This window comes from Streptomyces sp. NPDC085524 (genome assembly GCF_044541755.1).
GTDB lineage: Bacteria > Actinomycetota > Actinomycetes > Streptomycetales > Streptomycetaceae > Streptomyces.
Genome location: NZ_JBITTH010000010.1, coordinates 242156 through 264241 on the forward strand (window position 1 = coordinate 242156; position 22086 = coordinate 264241).

At 73.9% G+C, this 22086-nt stretch carries 21 protein-coding genes; 6 read left to right on the forward strand and 15 right to left on the reverse strand.

Translation table 11 applies throughout. The annotated features are described in order from the left end of the window. The first annotated feature begins 140 nt into the window (after positions 1-140). Positions 141-1307 (forward strand): hypothetical protein, encoded by a 1167-nt coding sequence (locus tag ACIGFK_RS18015; protein WP_400052545.1) that lies wholly within the window; start codon positions 141-143, stop codon positions 1305-1307. Positions 1308-1357: 50 nt separating this feature from the next. Then, a complete protein-coding gene (locus ACIGFK_RS18020; protein WP_400052547.1) occupies positions 1358-2254 on the forward strand; it encodes an SDR family oxidoreductase in 897 nt (298 codons plus the stop codon). Between the two features lie 4 nt (positions 2255-2258). Here the strand turns inward: ACIGFK_RS18020 and ACIGFK_RS18025 are convergent, their stop codons facing one another. The 5 genes from ACIGFK_RS18025 to ACIGFK_RS18045 all read right to left on the reverse strand — a co-directional run bounded on the left by ACIGFK_RS18025 (position 2259) and on the right by ACIGFK_RS18045 (position 7911). Further along, the gene (locus ACIGFK_RS18025) at positions 2259-3092 is read right to left on the reverse strand and encodes an enoyl-CoA hydratase/isomerase family protein (protein ID WP_400052549.1); all 834 of its coding nucleotides are present in this window, start codon (positions 3090-3092) and stop codon (positions 2259-2261) included. Positions 3093-3144: 52 nt separating this feature from the next. Further along, positions 3145-3909 carry a PIG-L deacetylase family protein gene (locus ACIGFK_RS18030; RefSeq protein WP_376657084.1) on the reverse strand — a complete coding sequence of 255 codons (765 nt, stop codon included), beginning with the start codon at positions 3907-3909 and terminating at the stop codon, positions 3145-3147. A 256-nt stretch (positions 3910-4165) separates the two neighbouring features. Continuing rightward, complete coding sequence (locus ACIGFK_RS18035) at positions 4166-5476, reverse strand: alpha/beta fold hydrolase (protein WP_376657086.1); 1311 nt, start codon at positions 5474-5476, stop codon at positions 4166-4168. A gap of 101 nt (positions 5477-5577) precedes the next feature. Then, entirely contained in the window at positions 5578-6666 is a 1089-nt protein-coding gene (locus tag ACIGFK_RS18040) for an S-(hydroxymethyl)mycothiol dehydrogenase (protein ID WP_376659457.1), read from the reverse strand. Positions 6667-6741: 75 nt separating this feature from the next. Continuing rightward, positions 6742-7911, reverse strand: a complete 1170-nt coding sequence (locus ACIGFK_RS18045) for a LysR family transcriptional regulator (protein WP_400052551.1) — start codon at positions 7909-7911, stop codon at positions 6742-6744. A gap of 71 nt (positions 7912-7982) precedes the next feature. Between ACIGFK_RS18045 and ACIGFK_RS18050 the strand changes: the two genes are divergently transcribed. Together ACIGFK_RS18050 and ACIGFK_RS18055 are read left to right on the forward strand one after the other, a co-directional pair. After that, a complete protein-coding gene (locus ACIGFK_RS18050; RefSeq protein ID WP_400052553.1) occupies positions 7983-8918 on the forward strand; it encodes a dihydrodipicolinate synthase family protein in 936 nt (311 codons plus the stop codon). Positions 8919-9294: 376 nt separating this feature from the next. Beyond that, complete coding sequence (locus ACIGFK_RS18055) at positions 9295-10029, forward strand: LysM peptidoglycan-binding domain-containing protein (protein ID WP_400052555.1); 735 nt, start codon at positions 9295-9297, stop codon at positions 10027-10029. On the opposite strand, the gene ACIGFK_RS18060 is transcribed toward ACIGFK_RS18055, so the two are convergent. From ACIGFK_RS18060 to ACIGFK_RS18090, 7 genes are all read right to left on the reverse strand, one after another. After that, positions 10013-10924, reverse strand: coding sequence for a squalene/phytoene synthase family protein (locus ACIGFK_RS18060; protein ID WP_376659453.1), 912 nt, complete (start codon positions 10922-10924; stop codon positions 10013-10015). The two genes, ACIGFK_RS18055 and ACIGFK_RS18060, sit on opposite strands and share 17 nt — an antisense overlap. A gap of 53 nt (positions 10925-10977) precedes the next feature. Then, entirely contained in the window at positions 10978-12702 is a 1725-nt protein-coding gene (locus ACIGFK_RS18065; RefSeq protein WP_400052556.1) for a serine/threonine-protein kinase, read from the reverse strand. A 27-nt stretch (positions 12703-12729) separates the two neighbouring features. Next, positions 12730-14391, reverse strand: coding sequence for a peptide-N4-asparagine amidase (locus tag ACIGFK_RS18070; protein WP_400052558.1), 1662 nt, complete (start codon positions 14389-14391; stop codon positions 12730-12732). A gap of 90 nt (positions 14392-14481) precedes the next feature. Then, a complete protein-coding gene (rraA, locus tag ACIGFK_RS18075) occupies positions 14482-14961 on the reverse strand; it encodes a ribonuclease E activity regulator RraA (RefSeq protein WP_376659450.1) in 480 nt (159 codons plus the stop codon). 92 nt (positions 14962-15053) lie between these two features. After that, positions 15054-15320 carry a GlsB/YeaQ/YmgE family stress response membrane protein gene (locus ACIGFK_RS18080; RefSeq protein ID WP_376659449.1) on the reverse strand — a complete coding sequence of 89 codons (267 nt, stop codon included), beginning with the start codon at positions 15318-15320 and terminating at the stop codon, positions 15054-15056. A 98-nt stretch (positions 15321-15418) separates the two neighbouring features. Beyond that, complete coding sequence (locus tag ACIGFK_RS18085) at positions 15419-16261, reverse strand: hypothetical protein (protein ID WP_386467673.1); 843 nt, start codon at positions 16259-16261, stop codon at positions 15419-15421. Then, a complete protein-coding gene (locus ACIGFK_RS18090) occupies positions 16258-17181 on the reverse strand; it encodes a phosphatase PAP2 family protein (RefSeq protein ID WP_400052561.1) in 924 nt (307 codons plus the stop codon). The genes ACIGFK_RS18085 and ACIGFK_RS18090 overlap by 4 nt, the downstream gene beginning before the upstream one ends. 190 nt (positions 17182-17371) lie before the next feature. Between ACIGFK_RS18090 and ACIGFK_RS18095 the strand changes: the two genes are divergently transcribed. Next, entirely contained in the window at positions 17372-17989 is a 618-nt protein-coding gene (locus ACIGFK_RS18095; protein ID WP_376659446.1) for a TetR/AcrR family transcriptional regulator, read from the forward strand. Positions 17990-18177: 188 nt separating this feature from the next. On the opposite strand, the gene ACIGFK_RS18100 is transcribed toward ACIGFK_RS18095, so the two are convergent. Both ACIGFK_RS18100 and ACIGFK_RS18105 read right to left on the reverse strand, forming a co-directional pair. Beyond that, entirely contained in the window at positions 18178-18717 is a 540-nt protein-coding gene (locus ACIGFK_RS18100) for a TerD family protein (RefSeq protein WP_400052563.1), read from the reverse strand. Positions 18718-18828: 111 nt separating this feature from the next. After that, positions 18829-19917 carry a hypothetical protein gene (locus tag ACIGFK_RS18105; RefSeq protein ID WP_400052565.1) on the reverse strand — a complete coding sequence of 363 codons (1089 nt, stop codon included), beginning with the start codon at positions 19915-19917 and terminating at the stop codon, positions 18829-18831. A 227-nt stretch (positions 19918-20144) separates the two neighbouring features. On the opposite strand from ACIGFK_RS18105, the gene ACIGFK_RS18110 reads away from it, so the two are divergent. Further along, positions 20145-20963 (forward strand): glutamate ABC transporter substrate-binding protein, encoded by an 819-nt coding sequence (locus ACIGFK_RS18110; protein ID WP_400052567.1) that lies wholly within the window; start codon positions 20145-20147, stop codon positions 20961-20963. Here the strand turns inward: ACIGFK_RS18110 and ACIGFK_RS18115 are convergent. Next, a complete protein-coding gene (locus ACIGFK_RS18115; RefSeq protein WP_400052569.1) occupies positions 20947-21930 on the reverse strand; it encodes an SMP-30/gluconolactonase/LRE family protein in 984 nt (327 codons plus the stop codon). The genes ACIGFK_RS18110 and ACIGFK_RS18115 overlap by 17 nt on opposite strands. Positions 21931-22086: the final 156 nt, after the last annotated feature.

Below are 22086 nucleotides of genomic sequence, written 5' to 3' on the forward strand. Positions count from 1 at the left end.
GACGTCGGCCCTTCGCGCGGCGGTTCCGGCGGAGGCCTGTGTTCACCCGCCGCCGTCGGGCAGCATGGGCTTCGTAGATCAACAGGCAGATGCCGTACGGCATATGACACGCACCACGCACCATCAGGGGGATACCAGCAGTGAACGCCATCAGCAGGAGGAGCGCCACGGCCGCCGCGGGGGCCGCCGTCGTCCTCGCGGGACTGATCACCGGCGCCGGACCGGCCACGGCGGCCGGGACGGCCGCATGCACCCCGTCCGTACAGCTCCTGCCCTCGCTGCCGGGGCTGAGCGGGGGCACCGTCCTGGGCTTCGGCACCGGCGGGCTCGCGGTCGGCGAGAGCGGCGGCCGGCCCGCCTACTGGACCGGCGCCGAACATGCGGTCCACGCCGTCCCGCTGCCCGCCGGCTTCGACCGGGGCAGCGTCAAGGCCGTCAGCGCGACGGGCCTGATGGTGGGCACGGCCACCCGGGAGTCGGACCACGCCGGCGTCGCCTTCACCCACCAGCAGGGCGCCGCGGTGTCCGAGGCGCTCACGACGCCCGCTGCCGACGGGACCTCCGCGGACGTCGACGTCAACGCTTCCGGCCGGGTCGTCGCCGTGGACCGGGGCGTCGCCAAGGAGTGGGTGAACGGCAAGGTCGTGCGGGAGCTGCCGGTTCCCGCCGGCGAGATCCCCGGCACCAGGATCATCTCGCTGAACGGCATCAACAAGCGGGGCGACATCGTCGGCACGGCGACCGGTTCCTACTTCGACGCCGACAACGACATCGAGGTCACCAAGACGTTCCCGGTGGTCTGGCCAGCCGGAGGCGGCTACCCGCCGTACAGCCTCCAGGTGTGGAACGGCTACCACCGGGCCTTCGCCACCGTCGGCCGGGACATCGACGACCGCGGCCGGGTCGTCGGCCTGGAGGACTACTACTACCGCAACGACCCGAAGCTGACCCCGGCCGTCTGGAAGAAGCCGTACGACGCCCTGCCCACCGACCCGGGCCGGCTCGCCGGCCACCGGCACCTGGAGCTCTCGGGCAGCAGCCCGACCACGAACGCGGCCGTCGGCACGGCCACGACCTTCGAGGAGAGCTGGCCCAGCTCTTTCCAGGCCGTCTACTGGCCCGGCAAGGGGGCTCCGCTCGCGCTCCCTGCCCCGGCCGGCGCCCCGGGTGACGTGCCGCTCACCCGCGCCTTCGCCGCCACCGACGACGACCGGGTCGGAGGCAGCGTCACCGACCGGAACACCCGGGAGGGCAGCGCCGTGATCTGGAACTGCGCGAGCGGGCAGGCGTACGCGCCGCAGGGCTGATCCTGTCCGCGGGATGGTCATCTCGGCGCCCGCACGCTATCGATGGGCGCATGGAGAACCCCCTGCGCGGGCTGCCCGCGCCACCGCCGCTCGGCGCCGCCGCCCTGCCTCCCGGTACGTACGCCGGGCAGGTGGTCCTCGTGACCGGCGGCGGCACCGGGCTCGGGAAGGCCATCGCCGCCGAGTTCGCCCGGCTCGGCGCCGACCTGGTGATCGCGGGACGGCGCATCGAGCAGCTGAAGACCGCCCAGGACGAGCTGGCGGCCGTACCCGGCGCGGGCCGGGTGACGGCCGCCGTGTGCGACATCCGGGATCCCGAGCGGGTCGCGGAGGTCTTCGACGCGGCCGGGGCGGCCTTCGGGCTGCCGGACGTGCTGGTCAACAACGCGGCCGCCAACTTCCCTTCCCCCGCCGAGGACCTGTCGCCGAACGCCTGGCGGGCGGTGGTCGACATCACCCTCACCGGCACCTGGTTCATGACCCGCGAGTTCGGCCGCCGCCACCTCGCCGCGGGCAGCCCGGGGTCGATCGTGAACATCGGCGCCTCGTACGCCTGGACCGGCGGCCCGGGATTCGCGCACAGCGCCGCCGCCAAGGCCGGGGTGAAGAACCTGGTGGAGACCCTCGCCGTCGAGTGGGGCCCGTACGGCATCCAGATCAACGGGCTCGTCCCCGGGCTGTTCCCGCACGCCGACATGACCGCGGACATCCGCGGCGGCCTGGAGCGGGCCGCCCCCGACGCCAAGGACGCCCGGCAGCCCGCGCTGCGGGTGGGCGCCCCGCGCGAGCTGGGCTGGGCCGCCACCTTCCTGGCCTCGCCCTACGCCCGCTTCGTCACCGGCCACACGCTGGTGGTGGACGGGGCGAACTGGCAGCGCCGGGCCGTGGTCAATCCCGAGGTCGTCCCGCTGCGCGAACAGCTGGGGCGGGGCCCGTTCGCCGGTTGAGGGGTCAGCCCCCGGTGAAGTGCGGCGGGCGGCGGGCCGCCTTGGCTCCGTAGCCCTCGCGGATGTCCTCCGAGGTCAGGGTGAGGGCCGCATTCATCGCCACCCGGTCCAGGGCGGCGGGCAGGGCCGCGTCGGCGTAGGCGTCGATGCCGCGCTTGATGCCCTGGACCGCGAGGGGCGCGTTCGCGGCGATCTCCGCCGCCAGGGCCCGGGCGGTGGGCTCCAGTTCGCCCCCGGGGACGGTCAGCTGGACCAGGTTCAGCCGGAGGGCGGTCGCGGCGTCGATGCGGCGGCCGGTCAGGGCCAGGTACTTGGCCCACCCGGCACCCGCCTCGCGGGCGATGCGCAGGTCGCCCCCCGCGTCCACGGCCACGCCCAGCCCGGCCTCCGGCAGCGCGAAGACCGCGTCCTCGGCCGCCACCCGGATGTCCGCCATCAGGGCCAGCTCGAAGCCGAAGCCCAGGCAGTAGCCCTGGACCGCGGCCACCACCGGCTGCGGGAGGCGGGCGAGGACCGCGAAGCGCTCGTGGACCCAGCGGATGCCCTCGTAGTAGTTGCGGGTGCGTTCGGCGGCCGAGGCCCCCGTGATGGCGCCGCCGGGCGCCGTCACGTCGATCCCCGCACAGAAGGCGCGCCCCTCGGCGCGCAGCAGCACCACGCGCACCGAGGGGTCGAAGCGGATCCGGTCCGCGAGGAGGCCGAGCTGGCGGGTGGACTCCCAGCTCCAGCCGTTCAGCTTGTCCGGGCGGCACAGGGTGAGGACCGCGATCCCGTCGGCCGTTTCCAGCCGGATCCGCTCCTCACCCTCAGCGATCTCCGTCGAGACGGTGTCGATCACCGGGCCGCACCCCCCTCACTGCCTGACGATTCGTCAGACTAGGGGTGCCGGGTCAACGGGGGAAGACCTCGAACAGCACCGCCGGGCGGCCGCCGAACCGGGCACCCGCCTGTTCCGCGACGCCGCCGAGGAAGCCGCGTACGTACGCCTCGGGGTCCTGGTCCGTCAGCACCTCGATGTACGCCTTGTGCTCCATGAGCGACTTGACCGCGCGCTCCATGCCCGGACCGGCGTCGGCCGCGTGCGTCGGGGTGGTCGTACCGGTCACCGCGACCCACCGCACCCCGTTCCAGGGCTCCAGGCCCTGCTCGGTCAGCAGCTCGGGGAAGATCCAGCGGTTGCCCGCGTCGCCGGCCGCATCCAGGGTGGCCCGGCCCACGGCCTTGTGGTCGGGGGTGTTCCAGTAGCCGCCGCCCTCGGCACCGCCCCAGGTGTCACGGTGGTTCATCGTGACGACCAGCTCGGGACGGTGCCGGCGGATGGCGGCGGCGATGTCCCGGCGCAGGTCCAGGCCGTACTCGATCACGCCGTCGCGGTAGTCGAGGAACTCCACCTCGGACACCCCGACGACGGCCGCACTCGCCCGCTGCTCCGCCTCGCGCAGCGAGGCGCATTCGGCGGGGTCGACGGTGTCGATGCCCGCCTCGCCGCGCGTGGCGAGGACGTAGACGACCTCACGACCGCCGTCCGTCCAGTCCGCGATCGCGGCGGCGGCGCCGTACTCGAGGTCGTCGGGGTGGGCCACCACGGCGAGGGCACGCTGCCAGTCGGTGGGCATCGGGGGCAACGGGGGCTGCTGATCCTGCTGTTCGGTCATACGCCGCACAATAGGCGAACGCGCCGCCGGGGCCGGCGCCTCCCGGACGGAAGGCTCCGGCCCGTGACGGAGTCCAGGCCGTTGGCCGCCGCTTCCCTGACCACCGCGGTCGCGTCGGACTCGAGCTCACCCGCGGCGCAGCCCTCGCGTCCCGCGGAGGTCGCCGGCGGCGTTCCCGTAGGAGCGGTACGGGTTCGTGTGATCGTTTTCTGCTGGAACGATTCATCCGGGAGCGTAGGCGCCCCCTCAGCGGCGCCTACGCCTCGTCGCGTACGAGGGCCAGCAGGCGGTCCAGGACGCGCGGGCCGCCCGCGCGGACCCCGTCGTGCTCGAACTCGTCCGTGACCCAGGTGCGCAGGCCCCGGATCGCGCGGGCGGTGGTCAGGGAGTCCGCGGTGTCCACGTACAGGTCGTCGTGGTAGACGGCGGCGGCCACCGGTACCTCGTTGGCGGCGAGCCGGGCCGGGTCGTAGAGCGGCTCCCAGCCGGTGCGGGCGGCCAGCAGTCCGGCGGTCTCCCGCAGCGGGACGAGGGCCGGGTCGGTGGTGAAGTGCCAGGGGTGGACGGTCTCCCCCGTGAACAGCAGCGGCTCGTCGCCGGCGAGGGTCTTGGCGGCGTCGAAGCGGGGGCGGTCCGCGAGCACCCGGTCGGCGGCCCACGCGGTGGGCGCGGAGGGGTCCTGGGCGTAGATCGCCTCGTGCAGCAGCGCGTAGAGGGGGTGCCCCGCGAAGGAGAGCTGCCCGCGGACGGCCTCGAGGAAGGCGTCGGAGAGGGCGGGGCCGGCCGGAGTGGGGACGAAGGCGTCCTCCAGGAGGTGGTGCAGCTGGTGGCTGCCGTCGCCGGAGCCGAGGAGGATGCCGAGGGACTGGAAGGCCTCGGCGGTGAGGCGGTGGCCGCCGGGGAGTTCGGCCGGGCGCTCCGTGAGGTGGGCGGCGATCCGGCGGGCGCGGTCGACGTCCATCGGGTACCGGGCGTAGTGCGCCAGGTTCTTGCGCTCCATGCGCGGGCACGCGGCCTCGTACACCTCCCGCGCGGTGGCGGTCAGCGACGGCAGCCCGCCCGTGATCAGGGCGGCGGTGAGGCCCTCGGGCGCGGTGGAGAGGTAGTTGACCGTGCAGAAGCCGCCGAAGCTCTGGCCGAGCACCGTCCAGGGTGCGCCGCCGGTCAGGCCGGGGCGGATGGCCTCGGCGTCGCGCACGATGGAGTCGGCGCGGAAGTGGGCGAGGTACTCGGCCTGCTGAGCGGGGGTGCCGCGCAGCGGCAGGGTCTGCCGGTTGGCGGGGGTGGAGCGGCCGGTGCCGCGCTGGTCGAGGAGGAGCACCCGGTACTCGGCGAGCGCGCGCCCCAGCCAGGCCTGGCGGCCGATGAACCGGCGGGCGCCGAAGCCGGGACCGCCCTCCAGGTACAGCAGCCACGGGAGGGTCTCGGGGTCCCGGTCCGAGGCGACGACCTCCCGGGCGTACAGCTCGATCCGCTCCCCGTCCGGGCGGGCGTGGTCCAGCGGGACGGTGAACCGGTGGTCGGTGAGGACCGTTCCGGGGTGGCGGTAGCTGTGCTCGGCGGTCACGGAGGGCCCCAGGGGTACGAGGTGCGGAGGACCCGTGCCCCGGCCGGATCGCGGCCGGGGCACGGGTGTGGTGTTCCGCCCGAGTGTAGGTGCTGCCGGACCTACGGGAACTCGACCACCGAGCGGAGCACCTCGCCGCGTTCCATCCGGGCGAAGGCCTCCTCGACCCCGTCGAGCGGGATGGTCTCGGAGACGAAGGCGTCGAGGTCGAGCCGGCCCTGCAGGTAGAGGTCGATCAGGAGCGGGAAGTCCCGCTCGGGCAGGCAGTCCCCGTACCAGGAGGACTTGAGGGCGCCGCCGCGGCCGAAGACGTCGAGGAGCGGCAGTTCGAGCTTCATGTCCGGCGTCGGCACGCCGACCAGGACCACGGTCCCCGCGAGGTCGCGGGCGTAGAAGGCCTGGTTGTAGGTCTCGGGGCGGCCGACGGCCTCGATGACCACGTCCGCGCCGTTGCCTCCGGTCAGCTTCCGGATGGCCTCGACCACGTCCTCCGCGCGGCCGTTGACGGTGTGCGTGGCGCCGAGCCCGCGGGCCCACTCCAGCTTCCGGTCGTCGAGGTCCACGGCGATGATCCGCGAGGCGCCGGCCAGCCTGGCTCCGGCCACGGCCGCGTTGCCGACTCCCCCGCAGCCGATGACGGCGACGGAGTCCCCGCGTCCGACGTTGCCGGTGTTCAGGGCCGCGCCGAGGCCGGCCATCACCCCGCAGCCGAGGAGTCCGGCGGCGGCGGGCGAGGCGGCCGGATCCACCTTGGTGCACTGGCCGGCCGCCACCAGGGTCTTCTCGGCGAAGGCGCCGATGCCGAGCGCCGGGGAGAGCGGGGTTCCGTCCTCCAGGGTCATCGGCTGGGTGGCGTTGTGCGTGGCGAAGCAGTACCAGGGCCGTCCGCGCCTGCAGGCCCGGCAGGTGCCGCACACGGCACGCCAGTTGAGGACGACGAAGTCGCCGGGGGCCACCGAGGTGACGTCCGGGCCGACCGATTCGACGATCCCCGCGGCCTCGTGGCCGAGCAGGAAGGGGAACTCGTCGTTGATGCCGCCCTGGCGGTAGTGCAGGTCGGTGTGGCAGACCCCGCAGGCCTGGACCCGTACGAGCGCCTCGCCCGGGCCGGGGTCGGGCACCAGGACCGTCGTCGTCTCCACCGGTGCGTCCTTGCTCCGGGCGATGACCCCTCGTACGCGATGCGTCACGTCTACCCCGCTCTTCCGTCGTCGGCTCCCGTCGGTACGGAACGTACACGGGCGGCGCGCCGTAGGGCAGTTGTGTCACGGCACGGCGTGCGATCCGGCCAGTTCCGGCGGTACGGCCGCGCGCAGCGCGGCTCCGAAGGCGGCGACGGCCGGGTGGGCGGCGGCCCCGCTGCGGAACGCGAGCTGGGTGCGGCGCCCCATCAGGAGGCGGGTGAGGCGTACGGCCGGATCGGCGGGGGCCGTGATGCCGAGCTGCGGGACGACGGCCACGCCCTGGCCGGCCGCGACCAGGGCGAGCACGGTGGCGAACTCGTCGACCTGGTGGCGGACGCGGGGGGTGAATCCGGCGGCCTGGCAGGCGCGCAGGGTCATGGCGTGGCAGAGGGTGCCGGGCGTGGCGGTGATCCACGGGGCGTCGGCGTGCGCGCGCAGGACGGCGTCCTGCACCGCGGCCGGGCCTCCGGCGGCCGAGACAGGGACTCCGGAGGCCGGGGCCAGGCCCGGAGCCAGAGCCTGGCCGGGGGCCGGGGACAGGCCAGGGGCCGTAGCCGGGGCCGGAGCCAAGCCGGAGGCCGAGGCTGGGGACAGGCCCGGGGCCGGGGCCGGGGCCGGGGACGGGGACGGGGCCGGGGCCGGGGCCGGGGACGGGGACGGGGACGGGGCCGGGGCCGGGGCCGGGGACGGGGACGGGGCCGGGGCCGGGGACGGGGACGGGGACGGGGTGGCCAGGTACATCGTCTCCCCGTACAGGGGTTCGGTGGCCAGGCCCGGCTCGTGGGCGGCGGGGACGAAGTCGTACTCGTGGACGAGGGCCACGTCCAGGTCCCCGGCCCGCAGGGCGTGCGCCACGGCCGCCGGGTCGGTCTCCGAGACCATGGGCTCCAGCCCCGGGTGGCGCCGGGCGAGGGCGGTCAGGGCCGCGGGGACGATGGCCCGGGTGGCGGTGGGGAAGGCCCCGATCCGCAGGACGCCGGACAGGCCGCCGCGGGCCTCGGCGAGGTCGGCCTCGGCCTGTTCCAGCCGCTCGAGGACGGCCTCGGCGTGCTCGACCAGGTGCTGCCCGGCCGGGGTGAGGCGAACCCGGCGGCCGGTGCGTTCCAGCAGGGGCAGGCCGGCTTCCCGTTCTAGGACGCCGAGCTGCTGGGACACCGCCGAAGGGCTGAACGCGAGGGCCTCGGCCACGGCGGCGATGGTGCCGCGGCGGGCCAGTTCGCGGAGCAGGCGCAGGCGTCGTACGTCGAGCATCGGCTCAGCTTACGCTTCAGGTAAGAAATGCGAACTGGATCTGCCGGGTCGGCCGGGCCAGGCTCTACGGCATGGCACTCGACACAGCGCAGGACACGGCCCGCATCCACTCCCTCTCCGACTCCCTCCGGGGGATCCACGTACCGCTGATCACCCCCTTCGACGCGGCCGGGGAGGTGGCCGCCGAGGCCCTGGAAGGCCTCGCCCACGAGGTGCTCGACGCGGGCGCGACCGGGATCGTGGCGCTGGGCACCACCGCGGAGAGCGCGGCCCTCGACGAGGCGGAGCGCGACCTCGTCACCGACGTGTGCGCCCGGGTCTGCCGGGAGCGGGGCGCACTGCTGACGGTCGGGGCCGGGGCGAGCGGGACGCGGGCCGCGGAGGCCTCGCTGGCCCGGCTGGCGCGGTGGCCGCAGGCGCGGGCGGCGCTGGTGACCGTCCCGTCGTTCGTACGGCCTTCGGCGGCGGGGGTGCTGGCGCACTTCGCGCGGCTGGCCGAGGTGAGCCCCGTACCGCTGATCGTGTATCACATCCCGTACCGCACGGGGCAGCCGCTGGACGCGGCCGCGCTGCGGGCCCTCGGGGCGCTGCCCGGGGTGGCGGGGATGAAGTACGCGGGCGGGGGCATCGGCGAGGACACGGTCGCGCTGCTCGGCGACCCGCCGGCCGGGTTCGCGGTACTGGCGGGGGACGACACGTACGCGTCCCCGTTGATGGCGATGGGCGCGGCGGGCGGGATCCTCGCCTCCGCCCACCTGGCGACGGACCGGTTCGCGGAGCTCGCCGGGGCCTGGCGGGCCGGGGACGCGGCACGGGCGCGGCCGCTGGGACACGCCCTGGCGCGGCTGTCCGCGGCGGCTTTCGCCGAACCCAATCCGGTGGTCGTCAAGGGCGTCCTGCACGCGCTGGGCCGGATCCCGTCGCCCGGTGTGCGGCTCCCGCTGCTGCCGGCGTCCGGGGCGGCGGTGACGGCCGCGCTGGAGCGGCTGGCGGAACTCGAACGGTAGGAATTCCGCGCCCGAAAACGCCCGATTCAGGCGATTCGCAACGTAAGGGCCGGTCGCCCGAATGAGCCGCATGGGGACCGTACTTGCCCGGATTGGGCACGAGGCCCCCGGCCCGTGATGTGAGTCACGGCGATTCCTCCAACATCATTTCCCCCGGACAGCCGATTCCCTTTTCCCGGAAAGGGAATCGGCTATTTCGCCGGTACGCCACCAAGGTCATTTACCGGACGTAAAGCAGGAAGTCGATCTACCGGCGGAATTCGGGTCTTGTTGCCGCCCGGCGCACTCACCTACGGTCACCTCACTCCCGGTGGTCCCCAGCCGAATCCGGTCCACCCACCAGGGTCTCCCGTCCCCCCACGTGAGGAATACCGCCATGCCCGCAAAGGGTAAGCACCGTCGGCCGAAGCACCACAAGATCACCCGCAAGCTGGCGCTCGCCGGCACCGGTGGCGCGGCCCTCACCCTCCCCCTGATCAGCGCGACCACCGCCGGGGCAGTGGAGACGGCCACCGCTCCCGCCGCCCGCACCCTCGTCGCCGCGACCCCCGCCGCCGCCGACGCGACCTATTCCGTGAAGGCCGGCGACACGCTTTCCGGGATCGCGTCGAAACATTCCGTGAGCGGCGGCTGGAAGACCCTCTACGCGGCGAACAAGAGCCTCATCGGCAACAATCCGTCGATCATCCGGCCCGGCATCAAACTGAAGCTCGGCGCCCAGCCGGAGGCCGTTCGCGCGAGCCGCTCCGCCGCCCGGACCGCGCTCAAGCCCGCCGCCGCGCCCACCTACGCGAACAACCTCGACGGGTGGATCCGCGAGTCCCTCGCCGTGATGGCCAAGCACGGAATTCCCGGCACCTACAACGGAATTCACCGCAACGTGATGCGCGAGTCCTCGGGCAACCCGCTCGCCATCAACAACTGGGACATCAACGCCCAGAACGGCATCCCGTCCAAGGGCCTGCTCCAGGTCATCGACCCGACCTTCCAGGCCTACCACGTGCCGGGCACGTCGCTGAACTCGTACGACCCGGTCGCCAACATCACCGCGGCGTGCAACTACGCGGCCGCCCGCTACGGTTCCATCGACAACGTCAACGGGGCCTACTGAGCCCCCGGCGGGCGCGCGCGAGGGTACGCAGGGGTGCCACCAGTCCGTAGCCGACGTCCCGGCGCAGGGCGGTGACCCCCGCGCGCTCCACCGCGGTCAGCTGGTGTCCCATCAGTTCCCGCATGGTGGCGATGACCGGACGCAGCCCCGGTTCGGCGAGTTCGAGGATGCCGTCGGTGGCATCGAGGGAGGCCCGGGCGCGTCGGCTCTCGGCGAGGAGGAGGGCCCGCACGGCAGGGGTGTCGCGGGCCTGTTCGAGGTCGCCCCGGGTCACCTCGTGCTCGGCGAGGCTGCTGCGCGGGATGCACAGCCGGCCGTCCGCGAGGTCCCCGCACAGGTCGGCGAGGAAGTCGACGCGCTGGGCCGCGTCGACGAACCGCCGCCAGCCCGCGGCCTGTTCCCCGTCGGGTCCGCCCTGGTACTGGAGTCCGGTGAAGACCAGCACCCCGGGCCAGGCGTAGGCGTCGAGGTAGGCCTGGAAGTCCTCCTCGGCGTCGAAGCCGTCGAAGCCCGCCTCGGCGGTGGCGGCGCCCTCGAGGAACCGGGTTGTCCAGTGCGCGGGCAGCGCACGGGTGTGGACGGCGTCGGCGTAGGCGCGCAGGACGGGGTCGGGGCTGTCCCCGTCCTTCAGCGCCGCCTCCACCCGGTCGGTCAGCGCGGCGAGGCCCTCGGCCCGCTCCCTCGGGGTGCCGGTCTCGGCCACGTCGTCGACGAGGTTCATGAACGCGAGACCGGCGGCGAGGAAGGGCACCAGCGGCGGTGCTGCGAGCAGGCGCAGCGCCAGGTAGGGGGCGGGTTCCCGGCGCAGAACCCGGCGGGCGGCGTGCGTGTAGTCGTCGCGCAGCCGGGGACCCGAGATCCCGGCCCCTGTGAGGGTGGTGCGCCAGCTGGGCATGTCGGTGGTGCTCCTCGGCGTGTCGGACCGTGCATGCGTACGGGTACACGATGTCAGGTGGCGACGACCTTCTTGACCTTGCCGTCGATCCCGGCGAGCACGTAGCCGCCGCGGCCGTACTCGTCGCTGAGGTAGGGGCGCATGCAGGGGACCTGGTCCATCATCCAGGGCTCGACGATGACGTAGCGCGAGCTCGGGTTGGGGACCTTCAGGTCCTTCTTGGACTGCTCCAGCAGGCCCGGCAGGGCGTCCCAGTTGACGGTGGCCATGTCGATCAGGGGCTCGCCCTCCTCGACCGTGCCGTCCGGGCCGGTGCGCTTGGCCGCGCCGTCGCGGTACTGCCAGGAGTCGACGGTGTCGGCACCGGGGGCGGTGGGGATGGAGGCGAGGACGTAGCCGTCGTAGACCGTCATGTCCACGAAGGTGGTGGTGCCCGTCTGCTGCTTGAACGCCTCGAGGGCGGTCCGGATGTTCTGCGGGGTGAGCATGCTGCCCTGGGGCGCGCTCGCCTTGCCTCCGCCCGTCTTCGTTCCGGGGGTGGCCGTGGCGGGCGGGTTGGCGACGGAGCTCGCGGAGGTGGTGGGGCGGGTCGAGGAGCCGCCCTTCGCGGAGTCGTCGCCGCCCTCGTCCCCGCCCGGCAGCCACCGGACGATGCCGATGACCGCGGCCGCCACCACCGCCGCGACCACGATGCCGACCAGGGCCGGGCGCTTGCGCGGGGCCGGCGGCGCCGTGGTGAGGGGCGTGGTGTGGGCCGCGTAGGGGGAGGGGACCGGGCCGAACGGCGGCGGGGTGGGCTGCCCGTACGGCCCGAACTGCCCGTAGGGGGACGGGGGGACGGGCGCGGCCATGGGGGCGGCGGCGAGCGGAGCAGCGGCTGCAGCCACAGCTCCTGCTCCTGCTCCTGCTCCTGCTCCTGCTCCTGCTGCGAGAGCGGTGCTCGCCTCCCGGAGCAGTTGTTCCAGCTGTGCGCCGTCGGGCCGCGCGGCCGGGTCCCGTACGAGCAGCCGTTCCAGTACGGCTGCCAGCGGGCCCGAGCGCACGGGCGCCGGGATCGGCTCGTCCAGTACGGCGACCACGGTGGCCAGGCTGGTGGCCCGGCGCAGCGGATTCACGCCCTCGGCCGCCACGTACAGCATCATGCCCAGCGACCACAGGTCGGAGGCCGCGAGCCCTTCCTCGCCCCGCACCCGCTCGGGCGCGATGTACTCCGGCGAACCGATCAGCACACCGGTCGCGGTGAGCCCCGTCGACTCCTGCAGGGCCGCGATGCCGAAGTCGGTGAGCACCGCCGACCCGTCGGGCCGCAGCAGCACGTTGGCCGGTTTCACATCACGGTGGAGGATGCCCTCGGCGTGTGCCGCGCGGAGTGCGGACAGCACGTCGAGGCCGGTCCGCAGCACGTCCGCGAGCGGCAGCGGGCCGGAGGCCAGCTTGTCGTGCAGCGAACCGCCCCGGACGAGCTCCATGACGATCCACGGATGCCCGTCCGCGCCCTCGGGGGGCTCGACGATGTGGTGGATCGTCACCACGTGGGGGTGGGCGAGGCGGGCGAGGGCACGGGCCTCGCGGACGGCCCGTTCGCGCAGCTGATCGGCCAGACCGGGTTGGGCTGCGGCGGTCGCCGGGTCCGGCGGGCGCACCTCCTTGAGTGCGACCTCGCGGTGCAGGGCGATGTCGCGGGCGCGCCACACCGTACCCATTCCCCCGCTGCCCAGGGGTGCGACGAGTTCGAATCGCCCGTCGATCATTTGTCTGCCGGCCTCACCAGTGCTCATGGCCGGTCATCGTAGGCCCCTCCGCTGTCAGCAGCGTCGGCGGTCCACCGTGAGCGTGCCCTGCACGGTGGTGACCGTACGGTCGTAGCAGCCGCCGGGCGCCCCGGCCCCGTGGAGCCGGTAGCGGGCGGAGGTGGTGGCGACCGCGTGGCGCTGGTCGCGCGGGACGTTCGCGGTGTAGGTGGCGTCCCCCGTGTACCGGTCGTCGAGGCGGGAGACGTCGATGCTGCGGCCGCCGCGCAGGGTGGTGGTGTCGGCGCGGTCGCCGAGCGAGAGGACGGTGCGCAGCCGGTCCCCGGCGCCCAGGGTGGTCTCGCCGTCCATGGTGTAGGTGCGGACGGTCCGGGTGGTGGTCGGCCCGCGCGTCACGCTCTCCTCGTCGGTCCAGGTCCCGGTCAGCGCGTCACGGTTCTCGCCCTCGGTCCAGCGGTGGACGGAGGTGCCCCGCACCGCGCGGGTGACGGTGGTGGCGACCCGGCCGTGCGAGGTGTCCAGGTACCCGGAGACGGTGAGCCGGTGGCTGCCGTCGGTGTCCAGACGGTGTTCGCCGCCGGGGGCGGCGGGCGTCCAGCGCGAGGAGCCGGCCGGTTCGCTCTGCTCCTGCCGGGTCAGGGCCCCGGACACGGTCTCGCGGGCCTCGTCCTGCCAGAGCAGCAGGTTCGCCGGGGTGCTCCAGCCGCTCTGCCCGGCCGGCACCCCGGCCACGGACACCTCGATCCGGTGCGGGCGGCCGTCGTTGAGGAGCGCGGCGTAGGGGGTGAGGTCGTAGACGATCGGCTGGACGTCGAAGGCGCGCGGGCCGGGAGTGACGTACCAGAGGAAGGGGTTGGACCAGCCTCCGGTCCATACGGTCGGGAACGGCGCGGCGATGCCTGCGAGTTGCCCGTCGACGGAGATCCGCACCTCCCGGTGGGGGCCCTTCTCGGCCTTGCAGGAGTAGGGGGCCGCATCGGGGGTGGTCATGTACCAGTACTCCTCGCAGCCGCCGCCGGAGCCCGTGGCGTACACCTCGGCGAGGAGGCGTTCGGTGTTGCGCGGGGTGGTGATCTCCGGGGCGGTGAGGGGCAGTACGCGGTCGGGGGTGCCGGAGGCCGGCGGGGTACGGCCTTCGGCCGCGTGGAAGGTCAGGGTGACCTTGACGTCGATGACTCCCGTGTAGGTGTCGTCGACGACGTTGCCGATGAGCATCTCGACGGGCTGCGGGCGGGCCAGGGTGTCGCGGTAGCGGGTGACGTCCTTCTCCACGGACCAGCTGATGCCGTCGGGAGAGGGCTGCGGGGTGGAGGTGCGCAGGATCTCGACGCCGCCGAGGGTGACGTTGCCCAGGCGGTCGTACTGGCGGCCCTTGACCTTGCCCTCGAGGCGCAGCACCACCTTGGCCCAGTCGCCGGGGCCGCAGTCCGCGGGCGGTGCGTAACTGCCGCGGTAGGGGGTGAAGTCGCGGAACTGCGCCTCCGCGAGGGTCACCCGGCAGGACCGGGTCCCGGGCCGGGTGACCGGCGGGGCGGGGGTGAGGGGGTCGTGCCAGTCGGTGCCGAACTCGGCGGGCGGGTCGGCCGCGGGTGCCGCCGCCGCGGGGTACGCGGTGGCGGGGTGGCCGGTGGCGGCGTGCGCGGGTCCCGCGGCGGCCGGGGTGCCGACTGCGAGCGCGATCGCGCCGAGCAGGCCCATGATCCTGTGTCGTCTCATGGGCCCGCAGTGAAACCCGGCCCGCAGGGACGGCGCCAGGGCGGCTGCCGCGGAAGTGGCGCGATCTCGCCCCTGCGGGGAAACCCCGGATCAGGCCGGGAGGACCACGACCCCGTCGTCGTCCGCGTGGACGGTGTCCCCGGGACGGAAGGTGGTGCCGCCGATGGTGACGGGCACGTCGACCTGGCCGGCGCCCGTCTTCCCGCTCTTGCGGGGCACCGTGCCCAGTGCCTTGACGCCGAGGTCGAGTCCGCCGAGGGCCACGCTGTCGCGGACGGCGCCGTTGATGATCAGGCCCGCCCAGCCGTTGCGCTCGGCGGCTCCTGCGATGAGGTCGCCCACGAGGGCGGTGCGCAGCGAGCCCCCGCCGTCCACGACGAGGACGGCGCCCTCGCCGGGCCCGTGGACGAGTTCGCGCAGCAGCGCGTTGTCCTCGTGGCAGGAGAGGGTCCGCACCGGACCGGCGAACAGCCGGCGGCCGCCGAGCTGCCGGAACTGCGTGGCACAGATGCCGAGGGCCTCACCGTGCTCGTCGTACATGTCGGCCGTGGGGACGGGGGTGACGCTCATGTCGCTGAAGGTTCCTCGCTGCTCGTTCTCGCTCGTACGTCGCGCCGTGCGGCCAGCGTAATGGCCGCCCGGCGCGGGCCGGCGGACGCGGGTCAGCTGCGGGAGTTGCCGAAGAGGAGCCGGTAGGCGACGAGCAGGACCAGGGAGCCCGCGATGGCGGAGCCCCAGGTGGCGAGGTCGAAGAACTCGGTCTGGATCGGCTTGTCGAGGAACTTCGCCGAGAGCCAGCCGCCGATGAAGGAACCGGCGACGCCGATGAGGGTGGTGACGATCAGACCACCGGGATCCCGGCCGGGCAGCAGGAACTTGGCTATGCCCCCGGCCAGCAGTCCCAGGACGATCCAGCTGACGATACCCATGCCCAGTCACTCCGTTTCGGTGGTTCGGTGTTCACCGGGGAGGACGCGGCGCGGGCCGGAACGGTTCTCAGGAACGGTTCTCGGGCGGCTCGGGCGGCTCAGGCGGTGGCAGCGGCCATCACGGCGGGCGGCGTCCGGGTCAGCAGGAGCACCCCGCGTGCCGCGGCGAGGGCTCCGGCCACCGCGAGCAGCAGGCCGAGCGCGCCGCCCTGGAGGCGCTCGCCGAGCAGGAGCATGCCGATGGCGGCCGCGGCGAGGGGGTTGGACAGGTTCACCACGGCGAGCGGGGCGCCGAGGCCGCCCCGGTAGGCCCGCTGCGACAGCAGCATCCCGCCGACCGCGAACACCACGACGAGCAGGGCCACCGCGACGACCCGGAGACTGAGCAGGTCCCCGCCGCGGCCGCCCGCCACGGCCACGGTCTGGGTCAGGGCGGAGGCGGCCGCTGAGGCCAGCCCGGACGCGGTCGCGTGCCGGAGCCCGGAACGGGGGTCCTTGCGCGCGGTGAGCAGCAGGATCACGGCGGCCGTCGCCCCGGAGACGGCGAGCGCCTCGGCCAGCGAGAGGGTGTCGTCGGGGGCCGGCCCGGAGGCCGGGAGCAGCAGCAGGCCGAGCCCGGCGACGGTGGCCAGGGTGCCGCGCCATTCGGTGGCGGCGACCCGGCGCCCGGCTCCGTGCGCGCCCAGCGGGACGGCGGCCACGAGGGTGAGCGCGCCGAGCGGCTGGACCAGCGTGAGCGGCCCGTACCGCAGGGCGGCGGCGTGCAGCAGCGCGGCGGCGGCGTTCAGGCCGGCCGACCACCACCAGGCGCCGTTGCCGAGGAGGGCCCCGACGCTGCGCGCGACGGCGGCCCTGGCGAGCCGCTCCTGGGCGACCGCCGCGGCCGCGTACGTGACGGCCGAGGCGAGGCAGAGCGCGACGGCGAGGACGGTGGCGTTCACCGCCGCGCTCCTGCGGAGGCGGGGGCCGGGGCGGATGCCGGGACCGGGACCGGGACCGGGGTCGAGGCCTGGGGCGAGGCGGGCCCCGGGACCGGGGTCGAGGCCGGGGCCGGGCCCTGGGCCGGGGCCGATGCGGTCCGCTGGGCGGGCGGGGCGGAGGCGAGCCGGGCCGGGGACGGCGTCCGCAGGGGGCGGGGCGGCCTCGGGACCAGCAGGAGGGCCACGCCGAGGAGGACGGCGGCCACGATGGAGTCGAGCCAGTAGTGGTTGGCGGTGCCGACCACCACGAGCAGGGTCACCAGAGGGTGCAGCAGCCACAGCGCACGCCACCGGGAGGCCGTGGCGGCGATCATGCCGAGCGCCAGCATCAGCGCCCAGCCGAAATGCAGGGAGGGCATCGCGGCGAACTGGTTGGCCATCGTGTCGGCGGCCGGCTCGGCCCCGTAGACGGTGGGCCCGTACACCTGGCCGGTGTCGACGAGGTGGGCCGCCTCGAGCATCCGCGGGGGCGCCAGCGGAAAGGCGAGGTGCAGGACGAGGGCGGCTCCGGTGACCACGGCCAGGACCCGGCGGGCCCACAGGTAGTGGCCGGGGCGGCGGACGTAGAGCCAGACCAGGAAGAGCGCGGTCGCCGGGAAGTGGACGGCCGCGTAGTAGGTGTTGGCCGTGTGCACGAGGGCGTCGCCGTGCAGCAGCAGGCGCTGTACCGCGCCCTCCCCGGGCAGGTGCAGGGCGCGCTCGGCGTCCCAGGTCCACCCGGCGTTGCGGAACGCGTCCGCGGTGCGGCCCGTGGAGAGGGTCCGGCCCGCCTTGTAGACGGCGAACAGTCCCGCGACGAGCAGCAGCTCGCGTATGAGCCGGCGCCGTGCCGCCCCTTGTCGGCCGGGTTCCTCGGATATCCCGGTTGTCTGGGCGTTCATCCGCCGGTCTCGCTTCCTGTTCGCACACGCATCGGTCCTGCGTCCCCCTGGCTCGGCCTGCCTTCGGCCGATATCGACACGCCAGTGTATCGATACATTGGCGTATCGATACGGGGGTGTACCGATACGCTCGCGTTCCCGTAGACTTTCACCAGACCCGCCACCGAGGCGCCCCCGAGGAGCCGCACCCATGACGACGACGCCGCCGACCCCCGCGCGCCGCTCCAAGATCACGCCGGAGCGGGAGCAGGAGTTCTACGACGCCGTCCTGGAGCAGTTGCGCGAGCACGGCTACGAGGCCCTCACCATGGAGGGCGTCGCCGCCCGCGCCAGCTGCGGAAAGTCCACGCTCTACCGGCAGTGGAGGACCAAGCCCCGGCTGGTCGCCGCCGCGCTGCGCGCGAACCGGCAGGGCACGCTCGCCGCGGTGGACACCGGGTCGCTGGCCGGCGATCTGCGCGAGGCCGCACGTATCGCGGCGTGCACCTCGGGCCGGGACACCCGGCTGATCCACGCCCTCGGGCACGCGGTGCTCAGTGACGAGGAGCTCCAGTCCGCGCTGCGCGAGGCGCTGGTCGAGCCGGAGCTGGCGGCCTTCGACGCGATGGTGGAGCGGGCGGTGGCGCGGGGCGAGATCACCGCGGACCACCCGGCCGTGGAGTTCCTGCCCGCCCAGCTCATGGGCGTGCTCCGGATCCGCCACGTACTGGAGGGCAAGTACGCCGACGCCGACTACCTGGTCCGGTTCGTCGACGCGGTCATGCTCCCCTCCCTGGGCCTGGCGCCGGCCGGCGGCCGGACCCCCTGAACCGGCGGGCCGCCGTCCCGATGACCGGACGGAGGCCTGCCCGCGCTGCCTCGTGGGGACGGTGGCAGCGCGCCTCCCGGGCCGGGCGACGGCCACTCATCCGAAGAGTGGCCGCCGCCCGGGCCGTGCGGGCCGCCGCGCCACCGCGCCGCCCCGGCCCGCCCGAGCGCATCGGCATCCCCCGGCTGTCAGCGTACGGAGCCCATCGCCCGCGTGTACTCCTCCGGATCTGCGTCGAAGCCGCGCACCCGTGCGTCGAGGGACCAGGTGCCGGAGGCGTCGCGGAGGAACTCGGCCACCGTGGCCGCGGTGGCGGTCGGCACGTCCCCGAAGTCGCCCTGTGCCAGGCCGGTGTGGCCTTCCCGGATCCGGAAGCCCGTACCGGCGATGTCGGCGAAGGTCTTGGTGCCGTCGGCGCCCGCCACGGCGTTCTGTATCACCACGCCGACGACCACCCGGCGCAACTCGTCGCCCATCCGGTCCAGTTCGATCGTCATGACCTCGTCGAAGCCGAAGCCCTGGCCGGTGTGGCTGTCGCGGTTCAGGGTGATCGTGCCGTCGGGCGAGCGCCTGCCGAAGTGGACCAGCTGGACGGGTTCCCGGTAGAGGTCCGCCGCCCCGTAGACGGCGGCGATGATGTCCAGGTCGTTCGCGGGCGTGCCGGCCGGGCTGGGGTCCCACTTCAGGGCGACCTCCACCTTGGCGAGGCCTTTGCGTACACCGGTCACCGAACTCCCCCTCCGTTCAACGGGTATGGCCCGGCCATGATCCCATGCACACCGCGGCCGGGGCCGAACGACCGCACGATCCCGGCCAGCCGGCCCCCGCCGCGCGTCCGCCTACCAGTCGCCGTCCTGTACGGGCCTGCCCGGCCGCGGGGCGTTCCCGAGCTGCTTGACCTGGCCCGGGTGCGGTGCCGCCCAGGGGGCGTGGTCGTCGCCGAGCCACTCCCCGACCGGCTTGACCTCCCCCAGGGCGTCGGCCGGGGCGAGATCGGCGGCGGAATCGTCGTAGTAGTCGAACCAGGGCAGCCCGGCCCTGGTGTAGGCGGCCCGGTCGGCCGGCGAGGGCGGGGCGTCCTCCCCGGTGATGTGCCGCCATGCGGGCGGGGGCACCAGGTGGACGAAGACGCGCCCGGCCGGCTCCTCGGCCCAGTCGGACAGCGGCCGGTCGTCCCGGTAGACCTCCTGGCGCATGGAGCCGCCCACTCCGAGCCCCATCGCCGGAGCCGCGGGAGGGAGGGCGGAGCCGCCCGGGCGGGCGGAGCCGGGAGCGCCGCCGCACATCATGGGCGCGGGCATCATCGGCGGCGGCCCCGGGCGGCCGGCGAACCCGGCGGGGGGCTGCGGGCCGGCACCCCCGCGCGGCCTCCCCGCCCGCTTCGCCTGATCCGAGCGCCGCCAGTGCGCGAGCGCCACCGGGCCCAGGGGGAACACCTGGAGCTGTACGCCGCCGGTGGTCTCCTCGCCGGTCACCTGGCCCTCGACGGTGGCGCCGAGCCCGAGCGGCACGGCCACGAACTGGCGCACCGTCCCGTTGCCGGAATTGATCCCGTCCAGCCACGGCTGCCGGGGCAGTGTCACGTAGTTCTGCGGGTCGCGCGCGAGCCGCCCCGTCCAGCGTTCGCCCGAGACGGCGCAGACCTTGCCGACGCCGACCTGGAGGGCCGCCGGCTCACGGGTGCCGCCGAAGCGCAGCCACATCGCCTCGCGCAGGTACACGGGCAGCATCACGCCGCCCTTCGCCAGCCACTCGGGCGGCACCGTGTCCGGATGGTCCTCGACGCGGCGCAGCGGGAACTCCCCCATCCCCGGCGGTAGCGCGTGCGTGCCGGATTCGGGCAGCCGCAAGGTCCGGATGAAGTGGATCTGCACCCCTTCTCCCAGTATCAGCGCGTTGTTGTGGACCCTCACCGAACCGTTTCCCATGCCGCCCCTTTTACCGTCCGGGCGCCGATCGGCCGCAGGATCGGCGGTCGGTCCGGATCGTTATCCTCAAGTTTTGCTCAGATCTAGTGACGCTGAGCCGGTCGTCTTCCTAGCTTCCTCGTACACGTGTCTTCCTCGTACACGTGTCTCGACGTCCCCCCACGTCTTCGCGGTTCCGTGTGCCCGGCGATCCCGGCGCGCCGCCGCGTCCAAAGAAAGAGTGCAAGATGAAGGTTCCCCAGGCCGGTGCGGTCGCCGCAGTGATCGCCCTCACCCTCACCACCGCCGGGTGCAGTGGCGACGACGAGGCCAAGGGAACCCTGGCGGTCGGCATCAAGTTCGACCAGCCGGGCATCGGGATGCGGGAGCCCGACGGCACCTTCACCGGCTTCGACGTGGACGTCGCGACGTACATCGGCAAGCAGCTCGGCTACGAGCCGGACCAGATCGAGTTCAAGCAGGTGTACAGCAACGACCGCGAGCTGCTGCTGCAGTACAACGAGGTCGACCTGGTCGCCGCGAGCTACTCGATCAACGACAAGCGCAAGGAGAAGGTCGACTTCGCCGGCCCGTACTTCGTCGCCCACCAGGACCTGCTGATCCGCGCCGACGACACGAGCATCACCAAGGCCGAGGACCTCAACAACCCGGCCAAGCGGCTCTGCTCCGTCGTCGGCTCCACCTCGGCCGAGAACCTCAAGAACAAGCTCGCCCCGAAGGCCGGCATCCTCGAGGTCGCCGGCTACTCGGAGTGCCTCGTCGCCCTTCAGGACCACCTGGTCGACGCGATGACCACGGACAACTCCATCCTGGCCGGCTACGCGGCCCGGAAGGGCAACGAGGGCAAGTTCAAGCTCACGGGCCAGAACCTGAGCGTCGAGAACTACGGCATCGGGGTCAAGAAGGGCAACAAGGAACTCCAGGGCAAGATCAACGCCGCGCTGAAGAAGATGGTCCAGGACGGCTCCTGGGACGCGGCGGTGAAGAAGAACTTCGGCGCCGACTACAAGGGCGAGCAGGCCCCGGCGGTCACAGCGGGCAGCTGACGATCGTCGAGGCGGTGGCCGGGTCCGCCCAGTCGGCGTCGAAGCGGGCGTTGACGACGTAGAGCCGGTTTCCGTACACGGCCGCGGTGGTCGGTTCGTCGAACCGCGGGTCGGTGATCCGCTTGACGAACCGGGCCCGGCGGCCGTCCCCGCTCAGCGTGAAGACGTCCACGGCATAGGCCCAGTTGCGTACGACGTACAGGGTGCGGCCGTGCACCACGAGCCCGTCGCCGTTGCCCACCGAGCCCCCGTCGAGGACGGTCCGGGTCGCGGTCCCGGTGCGCGGGTCGACGCGGAAGAGGGCCTCGGCGGTGTCGTGCACCAGCAGCAGGGCCTGGCCGTCGGGCGTGCGCTCGATGCCGTTGGCGCCCCAGTACTGGCCGCCGGGCGGTACCGGTACCCACTCCCCGCCGAGGCGGAGGGCGCGCGGTGCGGCATCGGCGCCGGTGAGCGAGCGGCCGGCGGGCAGGAAGTACACGACGTCGGCGAAGGAGTCGGTGAACCAGGCGCCGCCGCATCCGACGACCACGTCGTTGATGAAGGCCGTGCCCGTCGCCGCCTGGTGCGTGGCCAGCACGCGGCCGTCGCCGGAGTGGATCACCCGGATCTGCCCGCTGTCGCCGCCGGCGACGAGGAGCCTGCCGTACGCGTCGAGCTTGAGGCCGACCGACATCGGGCCCTGGCCCCGGGTGATGATCCGGCCGGTGCCGGTGGCGAGGTCGGCGCGGTAGATCGAGCCGTCGATCAGGGATCCCGTGTAGGCCGCGCCCCGGCCCGAGACCGCGATGCCCTCGGGCTGGAATCCGGCCGGGGTGGCGACGGCGTCGGGGCGGGAGGCGGTGGTCGAGGTCGCGTCGGCTGTCGTACGGGCCTGGGCGAGCGGGGCGAGCGGGCCGGCGAGTGCGGCGCTGCCGAGGGCCGCGGCCGCCCCGATGAACCTGCGCCTGCCCAAGGGTCGTCCAGTCACGGTGGTGTCCTTTCAACTGCCTTGAAATCAGCATCGATTGACCCACCAACCTCAGCACACCCGCCCTGTCCCGTCAGGGGGCCCGACCGGACACTTCACAAGGGAATGGGGAGCCTCCCGTTCACCGCGCCCCTTCACCGCGCCCGGCCCGCGGAC